The following is a 16,109-nucleotide window of genomic DNA, read 5'->3' on the forward strand; positions in this document are numbered from 1 at the left end:
AAATTAATTGTTAAATTTATCTCTCATGACAGTTTCTCACCATCATGAGAAGATGATTTATTTAGGTTAAAAGTACCATACAGTACCTTTATAATGCATTTTCCCTAAAAAATCAATCAATAAAACTGTAAGCCATATAATTATGCTTTACATGTATTGTACAGACTGTCACTGCACAATACAAGTTTAATTATTCAGCTGATTTATTACCAGTGTTTTTCTTGATAATTTCTTCAGAAATTGATTTTGGAACTTCTGCATAGTGATCGAAGTACATAGTGTATGTTCCACGACCTTGTGTATTAGAACGTAATGATGTTGCATAACCGAACATTTCTGAAAGTGGTACAAAGGCATTTACAACTTGTGCATTACCACGAGGTTCCATACCATCAACACGTCCACGACGAGATGTTACGTCACCCATGATGTCACCCATGTATTCTTCAGGCATTTCAATTGTTACTTTCATCATTGGTTCTAAGATAACAGGTTCACATTTTTTAGCAGCTTCTTTAAGTGCTAATGATGCAGCAATTTTGAAGGCCATTTCTGATGAATCGACATCATGGTATGAACCATCAAATAATTTAGCTTTAACATCAATTAATGGATAACCAGCTAATACACCGTTTTCCATAGCATCTTTAAGTCCAGCTTCAACTGATGGAATGTATTCACGAGGAACTACACCACCAACGATAGCGTTTTCGAATTCGAAACCGCCACCTGTTTCGTTTGGTTCGAATTCAATTTTAACGTCACCATATTGTCCACGACCACCAGATTGACGCGCGAATTTACCTTGAACTTGTGCTGATTGCTTAAATGTTTCACGGTATGAAACCATTGGCGCACCAACATTACATTCAACGTTAAATTCTTTTTTCATACGGTCAACTAAGATGTCTAAGTGAAGCTCACCCATACCACCGATGATAACTTGTCCAGTTTCTTCGTCAGTGTGTGCATGGAATGTTGGGTCTTCTTCTTGTAACTTAACTAAAGCTGTAGTCATTTTGTCTTGGTCAGCTTTAGATTTTGGTTCAACTGATAGGTGAATAACAGGTTCTGGGAAGTCCATTGATTCCAAGATAATGTCATTTTTCTCACCACATAAAGTATCACCAGTACCAGTTTCTTTCAGACCTACCGCAGCAGCGATATCTCCTGAGTAAACTGTGTTAAGCTCTTGACGAGAGTTAGCGTGCATTTGTAGTAAACGACCTACACGTTCACGTTTATTCTTCGTAGAGTTTTTAACATAAGAACCTGATGTTAATGTACCTGAGTACACACGGAAGAATGTTAATTTACCAACATAAGGGTCAGTCATTACTTTGAACGCTAACGCAGCGAACTCAGCACTGTCATCTGCTTTTGCGATAACTTCTTCTTCTGGATCATCAGCACGGTGGCCGACGATTGGTTTAACATCTAATGGTGATGGTAAATAATCAATTACTGCGTTAAGCATTAATTGAACACCTTTGTTTTTGAAGGCAGTACCAACAAGAACTGGGTAGAATTCAATATTATTAGTTGCTTCACGAATAGCGTCTTTTAATTCAGCTACAGTAATTTCTTCGTCACCAAGATATTTTTCCATTAATTCATCACTTGTTTCAGCTACTGCTTCAATAAGTGTTGCGCGAGCTTCTTCAGCTCTTTCTTTTTGATCTTCAGGAATTTCAATTTCTTCAATTTCAGTTCCTAAGTCATTGTTGTATTTGAAACATTTCATTTCAACTAAGTCGATGATTGCTTCAAATTCATCTTCCGCACCAATTGGTAATTGGATTGGTTGTGCATTCGCTTGTAGGCGATCATGAATTGTGCTTACAGCATATTCAAAGTTAGCACCTAATTTGTCCATTTTGTTTACGAAAACAATACGAGGAACGCTGTAAGTTGTTGCTTGACGCCAAACTGTTTCAGTTTGAGGTTCAACACCTGATTGCGCATCAAGTACTGTTACCGCACCATCAAGTACACGTAATGAACGTTCAACTTCAACAGTGAAGTCTACGTGTCCTGGTGTATCGATGATATTTACACGGTGATCATCCCATGAAGCTGTTGTTGCAGCTGATGTGATTGTGATACCGCGGTCTTGCTCCTGTTCCATCCAGTCCATTTGTGAAGCTCCTTCATGAGTTTCACCAATTTTATGGATACGTCCAGTATAGTAAAGAATACGTTCAGTCGTAGTTGTTTTACCAGCATCGATGTGAGCCATGATACCGATATTACGAGTTCTTTCTAAACTAAAATCTCTAGCCATGTATTTTTCTCCTTCCAGTATAACTGCGAATAAATACTATAAATATGGCGATGCCCTAAGCATGCACCTAGATAGTAAACTATCAGTATGGAACATGCTCAGGGAAAAACCTACTATCCTACCAACGATAGTGAGCGAAGGCTTTGTTAGCTTCAGCCATTTTATGAACGTCTTCACGTTTCTTAACTGCACCACCAGTGTTGTTTGCAGCATCTAAAATTTCGTTAGCTAAACGTTCTTCCATCGTTTTTTCACCACGAAGACGTGAATAGTTAACTAACCAACGAAGGCCTAAAGTAGTACGACGTTCTGGACGAACTTCTACAGGTACTTGATAGTTAGAGCCACCTACACGACGAGCTTTAACTTCTAATACTGGCATGATGTTGTCGATAGCTTCTTCGAAAACTTCGATAGCTTCACGACCACTGCGTTCTTGAACTAATTCAAATGCAGAATAAAGAATTTTTTGAGCTGTTCCACGTTTACCATCTAACATAATTTTGTTAATCAATTTAGTAACTAATTTTGAGTTATGAATTGGATCTGGTAATACGTCTCTTTTTGGTACTGATCCTTTACGAGGCATAATATAAATCCTCCCTTCCTAATTATAATATATTTCCATTATTTATAACGAAAATTTACGCAATCTTAACCTTATTTTTTAGGTTTTTTAGTTCCGTATAATGAACGACCTTGTCTACGACCGTCAACACCTGAAGTATCAAGTGCACCACGTACGATGTGGTAACGCACACCAGGTAAGTCTTTTACACGTCCACCACGTACAAGTACAACACTGTGTTCTTGTAAGTTGTGTCCGATACCAGGAATATAAGCGTTGATTTCGATGTTGTTAGACAAACGCACACGAGCATATTTACGTAACGCAGAGTTAGGTTTTTTAGGTGTCATTGTACCTACACGTGTACAAACACCACGTTTTTGTGGTGAGTTTAAGCTAGTGTACTTTTTCTTTTTACTGTTGTAGTTTCTGTTCAATGCTGGTGAATCATAGTTTTTTGATTTGCTTTGTCTTGGTTTACGTACTAATTGATTAATAGTTGGCATGAAATATGTCCTCCTCTCTTCTTTTATAATCCCACACATCCAGGTGGTTCATTTTAAAGGTAAATAAAATTTAGTAAGAAAGAATCTTACTAATCTCATTTCAATAATGCAACAACAGTCGCATTAACGTTTATACCTACATACTTTCCTAAAGCTTGTTTGCTCTCGAAAAATGAGATAGATATGTTTTTGTGATTGATTTGACTTAACACGCGAGTCATCAGATGAACTTCAACGTCTTTAGCGATAATCAATGATGTCACTTGATCTTTATTCAAAGCTTTCAGCGTTTGTTTAAGACCAATAACATAGTGTTGTTTGTTAAAGCGTGCAACTTTTTCATTAGACATCTAAATATCCTCCAAAGTTCTGCTTGCATCAACCTTAATAATAATAACATCAAAATTACTGCGGAGTCAACTTTAATTAATATTTTTTGCAGAAAATATACAAAAAAATAAGAGAGCGAAATAAAGATTAAATGTTTCCATCAAATCTTTTATTTCGCCCGAGATCAAATGGTCAGTCGCTTAAAACATATGACATGTGATGGGGCCTTACAACCTCAACACATGTCTCTATATTTATACAACTTCAAATGAATGATAAACCATTTTACATTTCAAAAGCTATACTAGATTTCAGTTGGTTGAATCTCTTCAACGACTTCTTCAGGTGTCGCTTTATCATACTGTACATCACTGTAACGTCTCATACCTGTACCAGCTGGGATAAGCTTACCGATAATAACGTTCTCTTTAAGTCCAAGTAAGTTATCACGTTTACCTTTGATAGCTGCATCTGTAAGAACACGTGTTGTTTCTTGGAATGATGCTGCTGATAAGAAGCTTTCTGTTTCAAGAGAAGCTTTTGTTATACCTAGTAATACAGGTTTAGATGTTGCTGGACGTTTACGTTCTTTGAACGCTTCACGGTTAGCATCTGTAAAGTTATGAATATCTACAAGTGCACCTGGAAGTAATTTCGTATCTCCAGCTTCAATGATACGTACTTTACGTAACATTTGTCTTACCATAACTTCAACGTGTTTATCATCAATTTCAACACCTTGCATACGGTAAACTTTTTGAACTTCTTTTAATAAATAGCTTTCTGTAGCATTTAAACCAGATATAGATAAGAAGTTCTTAGGTTCAATAGAACCTTCTGTAAGTGCTTCACCACGTTCAACACTTTGGCCAACTTCAACTTTTAATCTTGAAGTACCTGAAGCCAAGTAAGATTTCGTTTCATTTGCACCTTTGATGACGATTTCTTGTTGACGGTCTTTGGCAACACTAATGTCATCTACGACACCTTCAATTTCGGTAACGACTGCTTGACCTTTAGGGTTACGCGCCTCGAAAATCTCTTGGATACGAGGAAGACCTTGCGTGATATCACTACCTGCTACACCACCTGTGTGGAATGTACGCATTGTAAGCTGTGTACCTGGTTCACCGATTGATTGGGCAGCAATTGTACCAACTGCTTCACCAACTTCAACTTTTTCACCAGTAGCAAGGTTTTTACCATAACATTTTTCACATACACCATGACGTGTGTTACATGTAAATGCTGAACGGATATACATTTCTTCTATACCAGCGTCTGTGATTTTCTTAGCAATTTCTGCTGTTACTAACTCATCTGGACGAACAATAACTTCATCTGTTTCTGGATGACGAATCGTTTCTTTAGAATAACGACCTTCAATACGTTCGCTAAATGGTTCGATCATTTCAGTACCTTCTTTAATATCAGATACTAGTAAACCACGGTCAGTACCACAGTCTTCTTCACGAACGATAACATCTTGAGCCACATCAACCAGACGACGAGTAAGATAACCAGAGTCCGCTGTTTTAAGTGCTGTATCGGCAAGACCTTTACGCGCACCATGTGTAGAGATAAAGTATTCTAATACTGTTAAACCTTCACGGAATGATGAAGTGATTGGTAATTCAATGATCTTACCTGATGGTGCAGCCATAAGTCCACGCATACCAGCTAACTGTGTAAAGTTAGATGCGTTACCACGGGCACCAGAGTCACTCATCATAAAGATTGGGTTTGTTTTTTCAAGTGAACCCATTAATTCGTTTTGAATTTGGTCTTTAGCATCAGTCCAAATTTCAACAACTGCATTGTAACGTTCAAATTCTGTAATTAAACCACGGTTGAATTGTTTTTGTACTTTATCAACTAGTTTTTCATGTTCATCTAAAATTTGTTGTTTATCTGGTAAAACCACAATGTCAGATACACCAACAGTGATACCAGCTTTAGAAGAGAATTTGAAGCCTAAGTCTTTCATTCTATCTAACATCATAGATGTATCTGTGATGCTGAATCGATTGAAGACTTCTGCAATGATATTTCCTAAGAAATTCTTGTTGAATGGTTCGCTAAGTGGTTGCTCATCAAAATATGCTTTTAATCCACCCTCACCTAATTCAGTAGCAGAAACAAAGTATTTGTCTGGCGTACTGTTTTCAAGGTTATATTTTGTTGGTTCGTTAATGTATGCAAATGAATCAGGAATGATTTCATTAAAGATAACTTTACCAACAGATGTTGTTAAGATTTTTTGATTTTGCGCTTCTGTAAATGTTGGGTTATTGAATGAACTTGCATGCACACCTATACGTGTGTGTAAATGTACATAACCATTTGCGTATGCTTTTAACACTTCGTTTGTATCATTATAAATTGTACCAGTATTTACAGCATCTTTACGTTCTAAAGTAAGGTAATAGTTACCTAATACCATATCTTGTGATGGTGTAACAACAGGTTTACCATCTTTAGGATTTAAGATGTTTTGTGCTGCAAGCATAAGCATGCGTGCTTCTGCTTGTGCTTCTTTAGATAATGGAACGTGAACAGCCATTTGGTCACCATCAAAGTCAGCGTTATAAGCTGTTGTAGCAAGTGGGTGTAGACGAATGGCACGGCCTTCTACAAGTGTAGGTTCAAATGCTTGAATACCTAATCTATGCAGCGTTGGTGCACGGTTTAAAAGAACTGGATGTTCTTTAATTACGTCTTCTAATACATCCCATACTTCATCATCCATACGTTCAATCTTGCTTTTAGCATTTTTAATGTTTGTCGCAATTTCACGTTGAACTAATTCTTTCATGATGAATGGTTTAAATAGTTCTAAAGCCATTTCTTTAGGTAAGCCACATTGATACATCTTCAAGCTAGGTCCAACAGCGATAACTGAACGACCTGAATAGTCAACACGTTTACCTAATAAGTTTTGACGGAAACGACCTTGTTTACCTTTAAGCATATGTGAAAGTGATTTTAATGGGCGGTTACCTGGTCCAGTTACTGGACGACCACGACGACCATTATCGATGAGTGCATCAACTGCTTCTTGTAACATACGTTTTTCGTTTTGTACGATGATGCCAGGCGCACCTAAATCTAATAAACGTTTTAAACGGTTGTTACGGTTGATAACACGACGATATAAGTCGTTTAAATCACTTGTTGCAAAACGTCCACCGTCTAATTGAACCATTGGTCTGATTTCTGGTGGAATAATTGGAAGTACGTCTAATACCATCCAAGCTGGATTGTTACCAGAATGTCTGAATGATTCAACTACTTCTAAACGTTTAATCGCACGTGTAAGTCTTTGTCCTGTTGCAGACTCTAACTCATCACGTAATTCTTTTAATTCTGTATCCAAATCAATTTCATCTAATAATTCTTTGATACCTTCAGCACCCATTTTAGCTGTAAATTGACCAGGGAATTTATCATAGTACTCTCTGAATTCTGCTTCAGATAGTAATGTCTTTTTCTCTAAACCAGTTGGTCCTGGATTTACAACAACATAAGAAGCAAAGTAAATCACTTCTTCTAATGCTCTTGGTGACATGTCTAATAATAGTCCCATGCGGCTTGGAATACCTTTGAAGTACCAAATATGTGAAACTGGCGCAGCTAATTCAATGTGTCCCATTCTTTCACGGCGCACTTTAGATTTAGTTACTTCTACTCCACATCTATCACAAACCATACCTTTATAGCGTACACGTTTGTATTTACCACAACTACATTCCCAGTCTTTTGTAGGTCCGAAAATTCTCTCACAGAATAGACCATCTTTTTCTGGTTTTAAAGTACGATAGTTAATTGTTTCTGGCTTTTTAACCTCACCAAAAGACCATGAACGGATTTTTTCAGGTGAAGCAAGTCCTATTTTCATATAATGGAAATTATTTACATCAATCAAGGAGCCTACCTCCTTCAATTTAGATTAGCTGTGCAAATTGATTGATTGCTCTTTATCAATATTAGATAAACCCATAATGAGGCAAGTACGACGACTTCACCTCAATATGGTATATCTCTTTATAAACTTAAATGCGATCTGTATTAGTCAGTAATTTCTTTTTGTGATTGTGGCGCTTCTTTTTGTTGAAGGTCCACTTTACGTTCTACTGCATCTTCATCTTCGTTATCTTGCATGTCAATTTCATTGTCATGCTCATCCATAATCTTAACATCTAATCCTAAACTTTGAAGTTCTTTCATCAATACTCTGAATGATTCAGGAACGCCAGGTTTAGTAATATTTTCACCTTTGACAATAGATTCGTATGTTTTAACACGACCTACTGTGTCATCAGATTTATAAGTTAAGATCTCTTGAAGTGTGTAGGCAGCACCATAAGCTTCAAGTGCCCATACCTCCATCTCACCGAAACGTTGTCCACCAAATTGTGCTTTACCACCTAGTGGTTGTTGCGTAACAAGTGAGTATGGTCCAGTTGAACGCGCATGTAATTTATCGTCAACCATGTGTGCAAGTTTCAGCATATACATAACGCCGACTGAGATTCTGTTATCGAATGGTTCACCCGTACGTCCATCATATAATACTGTCTTACCATCACGTGCCATACCTGCTTCTTCAATCGTTGACCATACATCTTCATCACTCGCACCATCAAATACTGGTGATGCAACATGAATACCTAAGTTTTTAGCAGCCATACCTAAATGTAACTCTAATACTTGTCCGATATTCATACGTGATGGAACACCTAATGGGTTCAACATGATGTCAATTGGTGTACCGTCTGGTAAATAAGGCATATCTTCTTCAGGAACTAACTTAGAAATAACGCCTTTGTTACCGTGACGACCACACATTTTGTCACCAACATGTATTTTACGTTTTTGAACGATATAAACACGTACTAATTGGTTTACACCTGGAGATAATGTGTCATCTCCTTCTTCACGGTTGAAGACTTTAACGTCTAGAACAATACCGCCTGCACCATGAGGAACACGTAATGATGTATCACGTACTTCACGTGCTTTTTCACCGAATATTGCATGTAATAAGCGTTCTTCTGCTGTTAATTCTGTTACACCTTTAGGCGTTACTTTACCTACTAAAATGTCTCCATCATTAACTTCAGCACCTACGTATACAATACCACGGTCATCTAAGTTTTTAAGCGCACTATCTGAAACGTTAGGAATATCACGTGTAATTTCTTCAGGTCCTAGTTTTGTATCACGTGCTTCTGATTCATATTCCTCAATATGAATAGAAGTATATACGTCATCTTTCACTAGGCGTTCACTCATAATTACAGCATCTTCATAGTTGTAACCGTCCCATGTCATGAAACCGACAACTACGTTTCTACCTAACGCCATTTCACCAAGTTCCATTGAAGGACCATCGGCTAAAATTTCACCTTTCGTTACGACATCACCTGTAGCAACGATTGGTCTTTGGTTATAACAAGTACCTGTGTTTGAACGTTTGAATTTAGCTAATGGATAGCGATCAATTTCGCCTTCGTATTCTTGTCCATCTTCTTCGATAAGTTGACGTACAAGGATTTCATTAGATTCAACGTGTTCAACACGGCCTTTGTGTTTAGCAACAATTGCTGCACCAGAGTCACGAGCTGCTACGTGTTCCATACCAGTACCTACGAAAGGTGATTCTGGATTCATCAATGGAACTGCTTGACGTTGCATGTTCGCACCCATTAATGCACGGTTAGAGTCATCGTTTTCTAAGAATGGAATACATGCTGTTGCTGCAGAAACAACCTGTTTAGGAGATACATCCATGTAGTCCATTTTTTCTTTTGCCATAACTGTGTTATTACCACGGAAACGACAAACAACTTCATCATCTAAGAAGCGACCATTTTCATCTAACTTAGAATTTGCTTGTGCTACAACATAGCTATCTTCTTCATCAGCTGTTAAATAATCAATTTGTTCTGTGATACTATTTGTTTCAAGATCTACTTTACGATATGGCGTTTCAATGAAACCAAATTCATTTACACGTGCATAACTTGATAATGAGTTAATCAAACCAATGTTTGGTCCCTCTGGTGTTTCGATTGGACACATACGACCATAGTGAGAGTAGTGAACGTCACGCACTTCCATTTGAGCACGTTCACGTGTTAAACCACCAGGTCCTAATGCTGATAGACGACGTTTATGTGTCAATTCTGCTAATGGATTGGCTTGGTCCATGAATTGTGACAATTGAGAACTACCAAAGAATTCTTTAATTGACGCAATGACTGGACGAATATTGATTAATTGTTGTGGTGTAATAGAATCTGTATCTTGGATAGACATTCTTTCACGTACCACACGTTCCATTCTTGATAAACCAATACGGAATTGGTTTTGTAGTAACTCCCCTACTGAACGTAGACGACGATTACCTAAATGGTCAATATCATCTGTGAATCCAATACCACTTAGTAAATTAAAGAAATATGACATTGATGCGATGATGTCAGCTGGTGTAATACATTTCACTTCTGAATCAGGGAACGCATTACCAATAACTGTCGTTGTGCGTCCTTCTTCATCATTAGGAACATATACTTTAATAGATTGAATTTCTACTGGTTCATCAATCACAGTACCTTCAAGTTCAAAAACTTCACTGTTAGCATTAGATTCTAATACGTCCATGATTTCATCTAAATTACGACGATCTAAGACAGTACCTTCTTCAGCTACAATTTCACCTGTTTCAGCATTAACAATTGGTTCTGCTAATTTTTGATTGAATAAACGGTGTTTTAAATGAAGTTTTTTATTCGCTTTATAACGACCCACACTCGCTAAGTCATAACGTTTCGGATCAAAGAAACGAGAGTATAATAAGCTTTTCGCATTTTCTACTGTAGGAGGTTCACCTGGGCGTAAACGCTCATAAATTTCTAATAATGCTTGATCAGTATTTTCTGTACCATCTTTTTCTAATGTATTACGTAAGTACTCATTATCTCCTAAAAGATCAATAATTTCTTGATCTGTTGAGAAGCCTAAAGCTCTTAATAATACTGTTAGTGGTAATTTTCTTGTTCTATCAATACGTACATAAACTACATCTTTAGCATCAGTTTCATACTCTAACCATGCACCACGGTTAGGAATAATTGTTGCATCATAGTTTGTGCGACCATTTTTATCTAATTTTTCATTAAAGTAAACGGATGGTGAACGAACTAATTGTGATACGATAACACGTTCAGCACCATTAATCACAAATGTACCTGTATCTGTCATTAATGGGAAATCACCCATAAACACTTCTTGCTCTTTCACTTCGCCTGTTTCTTTAATGATCAGACGTACTTTTACACGTAGAGGTGCAGAATACGTCGTATCACGGTTTTTCGATTCTTCTAAATCATATTTTGATTCTCCAAGTCTGTAATCAACAAACTCTAAAGACAGATTACCTGTGAAATCTTCAATCGGTGAAATGTCTCTAAACATTTCATATAAACCTTCTTCTAAGAACCACTCGTAAGACTTAGTTTGAATCTCAATTAAATTCGGTAATTCTAATACCTCTGAAATTCTCGCATAGTTTCTACGTTTACGATGTCTTCCATATTGGACAAATTGACCTGCCAAACAGATTCACCCCTCAAAAATTGCGTGTTTACTTTTACTAAATCAGCAAATATAATTAGACAAAAAGAAAACGGTAGCATAACTCATGACACCATTTTCTATTTCACCTTATATACTTTGTTAATTTATACGTAAAAGTACACACTTATTGAACATAATTTTTTACATTCTATTACTATATCAGAACAGTGGTTTTTAATCAACCTTTAACACTTCTTAATATATAATAGCCTTTGCGCTTTTCTAATACTTCTACGTTACCAAATGTTTCTTCCATTTTTTTCTTCGCGGATGGCATACCTTGTTTTTTTTGAATCACAACATAAAGGGCGCCATTCACTTTTAATTTATGATACGCATCAGCTAAGATGCTGTGAACTACCTTTTTCCCTGCTCTAATCGGTGGATTAGTTAGCACAAAATCGAAAGTATCATTCTCTACTTGTGATAACCCGTCACTTTCCTTGATGTCGACGTTCTCTAGATGGTTTTTCTTTTGATTTTTAATCGATAAAGAAAGTGCACGCTGATTTACATCAACCATTGTAATTTCATGGTGTGGAGACACTTTTGCAATCATCAAACCAATCGGACCATAACCACAACCAACATCTATAATTTTCTTAATAGGACCCGGGGGATTTTCGTTTAAAAATGTATTGATTAATAAATCTGAACCAAAGTCTATTTTCCCTTTAGAAAACACACCTGAATCAGTAACTAATTTTAAATCATAGCTTTTGTAGGAATACGTAAAGGGAAGTTCATCGCTTTCTACTTCAGGATTTTCATCATAGTAATGACTCATGACTACACCTCTTTTAATCTAATTCGTCTTAGATTAATACTATACCCTCAACGAAATTTTGTAGTAACAAATAATTCGTTCAGGATAGGTCAAATAAGATAAAACCCCGTTATATCGATAACGGGGTTTTCATTTCTCAAAGATTTCAGGCAATCCATATTACATTTAAGATTAGCGTATCGAAATAGCTAATGTGTTAAGCTGCTTGGACAACCTTCAATATATAATTATGAACTGTTAGCCAGCTAGAATTATTTTAATTCTACTGTAGCGCCAACTTCTTCTAATGCTTCTTTAAGTTTTTCAGCTTCTTCAGTTGGTAAAGCTTCTTTGATTACTTTAGGAGCTCCGTCAACTAATTCTTTAGCATCTTTTAATCCTAAGCCAGTAGCTTCTTTAACAGCTTTAACGACTTTGATTTTAGATGATCCAGCTGATGTTAATTCAACATCAAATTCTGTTTTTTCTTCAGCAGCGTCTCCGCCACCTGCTGCACCTGCTGCTGCTACTGGAGCTGCTGCAGTTACACCAAATTCTTCTTCAATTGCTTTTACTAAGTCGTTTAATTCTAAAACTGACATTTCTTTAATTGCTTCAATGATTTGTTCTTGATTAGCCATTTTAATATTCCTCCATTAATTTTTACTAGTTTATTATGCGCAATTATTCAGCGCTTTCTTCGTTTTGTTCTTTATCTTCTCCAACAGCTTTAACTGCATAAGCGAAATTGCGTACTGGAGCTTGTAATACTGATAAAAGCATAGAAACAAGACCGTCGTGTGATGGTAATGTACCAACTGTGTTAACTTCTTCAGCAGAGATAACACTGCCTTCCATAACACCTACTTTAATTTCTAAAGCTTTATGTTCTTTAGCAAATCCTGCTAATACTTTTGCTGGAGCAACAACATCTTCTGTTGAAGTAGCAACTGCAGTAGGACCTACTAAATGTTCATTTAAACCTTCTAAACCAACTTGATCAGCAGCACGACGAACCATTGTATTTTTTAATACTTTGAATTCAACGCCAGCTTCACGTAATTGTGAACGTAATTCAGTTACTTCTGAAACAGTTAGACCACGATAGTCAACGATTACAGTAGATACTGAATTTTTCAATGATTCAGCAATTACATCAACTTGTTGTTTTTTAGCTTCGATGATAGCAGACATTTAGACACCTCCATAGTTTTTTATTTGGTGCTTTTAATCTTGATTACAACTGCTAATTACATGAATTAACAACTTTATCTCAATAAAAAAAGCACTTTCTACCCGCGGCAAAAAGTGCTTGAAAGATCTAAAAATCTTCACGTTCAAGTCAATTTTAGCCTCGGTAGGATTATTTTTAAGTTATCACTAACTCCTACTGTCTTAGGTAAAATAATACATTAACCAATATAACTGGTTAAATGCAGTATGTCAATATATTTTTAAAGATAAGACTGAATCAATCCATCCAGTCTTATCATCATTTATATTTAAGATTAAAGTTTGAAGCTAGAAGTATCGACTTTTACTCCAGGGCCCATTGTTGTTGTAACAGCAACAGATTTGAAGTAAGTACCTTTAGCTGAAGATGGTTTCGCTTTAGTTAACACATCTTGTAAAGCTTTGAAGTTTTCAACAAGTTTGTCAGTATCGAATGATACTTTACCAATTGAAGCATGTACAATACCAGCTTTTTCAGCACGATATTCTACTTTACCTGCTTTGATTTCTTCAACTGCTTTTGTAACATCCATTGTTACAGTACCAGTTTTAGGGTTTGGCATTAAACCTTTAGGTCCTAATACACGACCAAGTTTACCAACTTCGCCCATCATGTCAGGTGTAGCTACTACTACGTCAAAGTCAAACCAACCTTGTTGGATTTGTTGAACATATTCACTTTCACCAACGAAATCAGCACCTGCTGCTTCTGCTTCAGCTGCTTTGTCTCCTTTTGCGAATACCAATACACGTTGTGATTTACCTGTACCATTTGGAAGTACAACTGCACCACGGATTTGTTGATCATTTTTACGTGTATCAATTCCTAAACGGAATGCTACTTCAACTGATGCGTCAAAGTTAGCGATACTTGTTTCTTTAGCTAATTCAACTGCTTCTTCAACACTATAGTGTTTTTGGCGATCAATTTTATTAGCTACTTCTTGAAATCTTTTACTTTTCTTAGCCATTTCATGTCCTCCTTTAGTGGTTTTAGCGGAATTTCCTCCCACATTTACTCGCTTTTGCAAGTTAAGAGCAGATAACAGAGAGGTTTTAATCGTATTGCATCTCAGGAAACACTTCCTAAATAAATGACAATTTCCCTCTTATTACGACAATATTGAACGCTTTGATCCTGTTTGTCATTTCTGTCATCTGCTTTATCGTCAATCTATGTTTTCAGTTAATTTTAATATTATTGAACAGTGATACCCATACTACGTGCAGTACCTTCGATAATACGCATAGCTGCTTCTTCGTCTGCAGCGTTTAAATCTTGCATTTTTTGGTTTGCAATTTCACGTACTTGATCTTTAGTTACTGTAGCAACTTTGTTTTTATTAGGTTCGCCAGAACCTTTTTCAACGCCAGCTGCTTTTTTAAGTAATACTGGAGCCGGTGGAGTTTTTGTAATGAATGTAAATGAACGATCTTCATAAACACTGATTTCTACCGGAATAATTAAACCTGCATCTTCTTGTGTACGTGCGTTGAATTCCTTACAGAATCCCATAATATTCACACCTGCTTGACCTAATGCTGGACCAACTGGTGGTGCTGGGTTTGCTTTACCTGCAGGAATTTGTAATTTAACAACTTTTTCTACTTTTTTAGCCACGATGTGCACCTCCTTGATATCGTGATGTGGTCACAGGACTCAGTTTTGTCCTCCCACTCTTCTACATTTCGTGACGAAATGAACGCTCTATGAGCGCGACCACAGTATTATAACATCTATTTAAATCATAAAGCAAGAGTAAAGTGTAACTTTTTTTATAGAACCCCTTATCACTTTAGTGATTAGGGGTTCTTAATGCATGAGCTTTAGCTCAGGTACTCTTTAATTTAAATCACTTTAGTGATTAGGGAGTTTAATGCATATAAAGTAACACTTCTTGCTTATGCAAGTGCCTGTGCACTTGCATTCACTCATATAATCCTCAAACTAAATCATTCATTCAGTTTCAATGGTCTATGACACATAGACCATCCAACCTGTATCATATGATTATAATTTTTCAATTTGATCGAATTCTACTTCAACAGGTGTTTCTCTACCAAACATGTCTACAAGAACTGTCAATTTAAATTTATCCGCTTCAATTTCTTGAACTTCACCAACTTGATTAGCAAATGGACCTGATTTGATTTTAACTTGCTCACCTAAATCTAATTCAACATCAATTGTTTTTTCTTTCATGCCCATTTGTTTCAAGATGAAACGTGCTTCTTCAGGTAATAATGGATTCGGTTTTGATCCAGCACCTGCTGAACCAACAAATCCTGTAACACCTGGTGTATTTCTGACAATATACCATGATTCATCAGTCATGATTAATTCAACTAATACATAGCCAGGAAATGTTTTTTTAGTTAATGTTTTAGCTTTGCCATCTTTAACTTGTGTTTCTTCCTCTTCAGGTATAACCACTCTGAATATCAGTTCAGTCATATTCATAGATTCCACACGTTTTTCTAAATTCTTTTTAACTTTGTTCTCATAACCAGAATAAGTATGCACAGCATACCAACGCTTTGCGCCAACTTCCTCAGACATGTCGTCACTCCTATCTATTTAATTAACTCTATAACTCTACCAATACCTAAATCTAAGACATAGAAGAAGGCTAAGAAAAATACTACCGTTGCCACAACGATTACAGTATATTTAAATAATTCTTCTTTCGTTGGCCAACTTGTCTTTTCCATTTCTGACTTTACGCCTTGAAAGAAATTTTCTTTTTTAGCCATTAGCAATACCTCCGTATTAATTCGATT

13 protein-coding genes and 1 other annotated feature are annotated in these 16,109 nt (G+C 36.5%); all 13 genes read right to left on the reverse strand.

Annotated features, from left to right (window positions below; all coding sequences use genetic code 11):
- Window positions 1-190 precede the first annotated feature (190 nt).
- The 13 genes from fusA to secE all read right to left on the reverse strand — a co-directional run bounded on the left by fusA (window position 191) and on the right by secE (window position 16,082).
- On the reverse strand, window positions 191-2,284 hold the full coding sequence (gene fusA / locus FYJ81_RS08970; RefSeq protein WP_107385928.1) for an elongation factor G: 2,094 nt from the start codon (window positions 2,282-2,284) through the stop codon (window positions 191-193).
- 118 nt (window positions 2,285-2,402) lie between these two features.
- Entirely contained in the window at window positions 2,403-2,873 is a 471-nt protein-coding gene (gene rpsG, locus FYJ81_RS08975; protein WP_019468564.1) for a 30S ribosomal protein S7, read from the reverse strand.
- A 71-nt stretch (window positions 2,874-2,944) separates the two neighbouring features.
- Entirely contained in the window at window positions 2,945-3,358 is a 414-nt protein-coding gene (rpsL, locus tag FYJ81_RS08980) for a 30S ribosomal protein S12 (protein WP_019468565.1), read from the reverse strand.
- Between the two features lie 95 nt (window positions 3,359-3,453).
- Window positions 3,454-3,708, reverse strand: a complete 255-nt coding sequence (locus tag FYJ81_RS08985) for a ribosomal L7Ae/L30e/S12e/Gadd45 family protein (RefSeq protein WP_107384245.1) — start codon at window positions 3,706-3,708, stop codon at window positions 3,454-3,456.
- 284 nt (window positions 3,709-3,992) lie between these two features.
- Complete coding sequence (rpoC, locus tag FYJ81_RS08990) at window positions 3,993-7,586, reverse strand: DNA-directed RNA polymerase subunit beta' (protein ID WP_182467324.1); 3,594 nt, start codon at window positions 7,584-7,586, stop codon at window positions 3,993-3,995.
- A 170-nt stretch (window positions 7,587-7,756) separates the two neighbouring features.
- Window positions 7,757-11,308 (reverse strand): DNA-directed RNA polymerase subunit beta, encoded by a 3,552-nt coding sequence (gene rpoB, locus FYJ81_RS08995; protein ID WP_119517576.1) that lies wholly within the window; start codon window positions 11,306-11,308, stop codon window positions 7,757-7,759.
- Window positions 11,309-11,507: 199 nt separating this feature from the next.
- Window positions 11,508-12,116: a class I SAM-dependent methyltransferase gene (locus FYJ81_RS09000; protein WP_119517577.1), complete on the reverse strand. Its 609-nt coding sequence runs from the start codon at window positions 12,114-12,116 to the stop codon at window positions 11,508-11,510.
- A gap of 251 nt (window positions 12,117-12,367) precedes the next feature.
- Window positions 12,368-12,736, reverse strand: a complete 369-nt coding sequence (gene rplL, locus FYJ81_RS09005; RefSeq protein ID WP_046207683.1) for a 50S ribosomal protein L7/L12 — start codon at window positions 12,734-12,736, stop codon at window positions 12,368-12,370.
- Window positions 12,737-12,779: 43 nt separating this feature from the next.
- Window positions 12,780-13,289, reverse strand: coding sequence for a 50S ribosomal protein L10 (gene rplJ / locus FYJ81_RS09010; RefSeq protein WP_019468571.1), 510 nt, complete (start codon window positions 13,287-13,289; stop codon window positions 12,780-12,782).
- A 76-nt stretch (window positions 13,290-13,365) separates the two neighbouring features.
- Window positions 13,366-13,513, reverse strand: a sequence feature (ribosomal protein L10 leader region).
- 90 nt (window positions 13,514-13,603) lie between these two features.
- Window positions 13,604-14,299: a 50S ribosomal protein L1 gene (rplA, locus tag FYJ81_RS09015; protein WP_019468572.1), complete on the reverse strand. Its 696-nt coding sequence runs from the start codon at window positions 14,297-14,299 to the stop codon at window positions 13,604-13,606.
- A gap of 227 nt (window positions 14,300-14,526) precedes the next feature.
- Complete coding sequence (rplK, locus tag FYJ81_RS09020; protein ID WP_019468573.1) at window positions 14,527-14,949, reverse strand: 50S ribosomal protein L11; 423 nt, start codon at window positions 14,947-14,949, stop codon at window positions 14,527-14,529.
- Window positions 14,950-15,339: 390 nt separating this feature from the next.
- Complete coding sequence (gene nusG / locus FYJ81_RS09025) at window positions 15,340-15,888, reverse strand: transcription termination/antitermination protein NusG (RefSeq protein ID WP_107384250.1); 549 nt, start codon at window positions 15,886-15,888, stop codon at window positions 15,340-15,342.
- 14 nt (window positions 15,889-15,902) lie between these two features.
- Window positions 15,903-16,082 (reverse strand): preprotein translocase subunit SecE, encoded by a 180-nt coding sequence (secE, locus tag FYJ81_RS09030; protein ID WP_019468575.1) that lies wholly within the window; start codon window positions 16,080-16,082, stop codon window positions 15,903-15,905.
- Window positions 16,083-16,109 lie beyond the last annotated feature (27 nt).

Source organism: Staphylococcus sp. McC-251-APC-3A2, from assembly GCF_009695665.1.
GTDB lineage: Bacteria > Bacillota > Bacilli > Staphylococcales > Staphylococcaceae > Staphylococcus > Staphylococcus cohnii.

What these genes read in the sequence shown, in the direction of transcription:
- FYJ81_RS09000 (WP_119517577.1), bottom strand. Translation starts at nt 12,116, where the DNA reads ATGAGTCATTACTATGATGAAAATCCTGAAGTAGAAAGCGATGAACTT.
- rpoC (WP_182467324.1), bottom strand. Translation starts at nt 7,586, where the DNA reads ATGAAAATAGGACTTGCTTCACCTGAAAAAATCCGTTCATGGTCTTTT.
- rplA (WP_019468572.1), bottom strand. Translation starts at nt 14,299, where the DNA reads ATGGCTAAGAAAAGTAAAAGATTTCAAGAAGTAGCTAATAAAATTGAT.
- FYJ81_RS08985 (WP_107384245.1), bottom strand. Translation starts at nt 3,708, where the DNA reads ATGTCTAATGAAAAAGTTGCACGCTTTAACAAACAACACTATGTTATT.
- rpsG (WP_019468564.1), bottom strand. Translation starts at nt 2,873, where the DNA reads ATGCCTCGTAAAGGATCAGTACCAAAAAGAGACGTATTACCAGATCCA.
- secE (WP_019468575.1), bottom strand. Translation starts at nt 16,082, where the DNA reads ATGGCTAAAAAAGAAAATTTCTTTCAAGGCGTAAAGTCAGAAATGGAA.
- rpsL (WP_019468565.1), bottom strand. Translation starts at nt 3,358, where the DNA reads ATGCCAACTATTAATCAATTAGTACGTAAACCAAGACAAAGCAAATCA.
- rplJ (WP_019468571.1), bottom strand. Translation starts at nt 13,289, where the DNA reads ATGTCTGCTATCATCGAAGCTAAAAAACAACAAGTTGATGTAATTGCT.
- rplL (WP_046207683.1), bottom strand. Translation starts at nt 12,736, where the DNA reads ATGGCTAATCAAGAACAAATCATTGAAGCAATTAAAGAAATGTCAGTT.
- nusG (WP_107384250.1), bottom strand. Translation starts at nt 15,888, where the DNA reads ATGTCTGAGGAAGTTGGCGCAAAGCGTTGGTATGCTGTGCATACTTAT.
- fusA (WP_107385928.1), bottom strand. Translation starts at nt 2,284, where the DNA reads ATGGCTAGAGATTTTAGTTTAGAAAGAACTCGTAATATCGGTATCATG.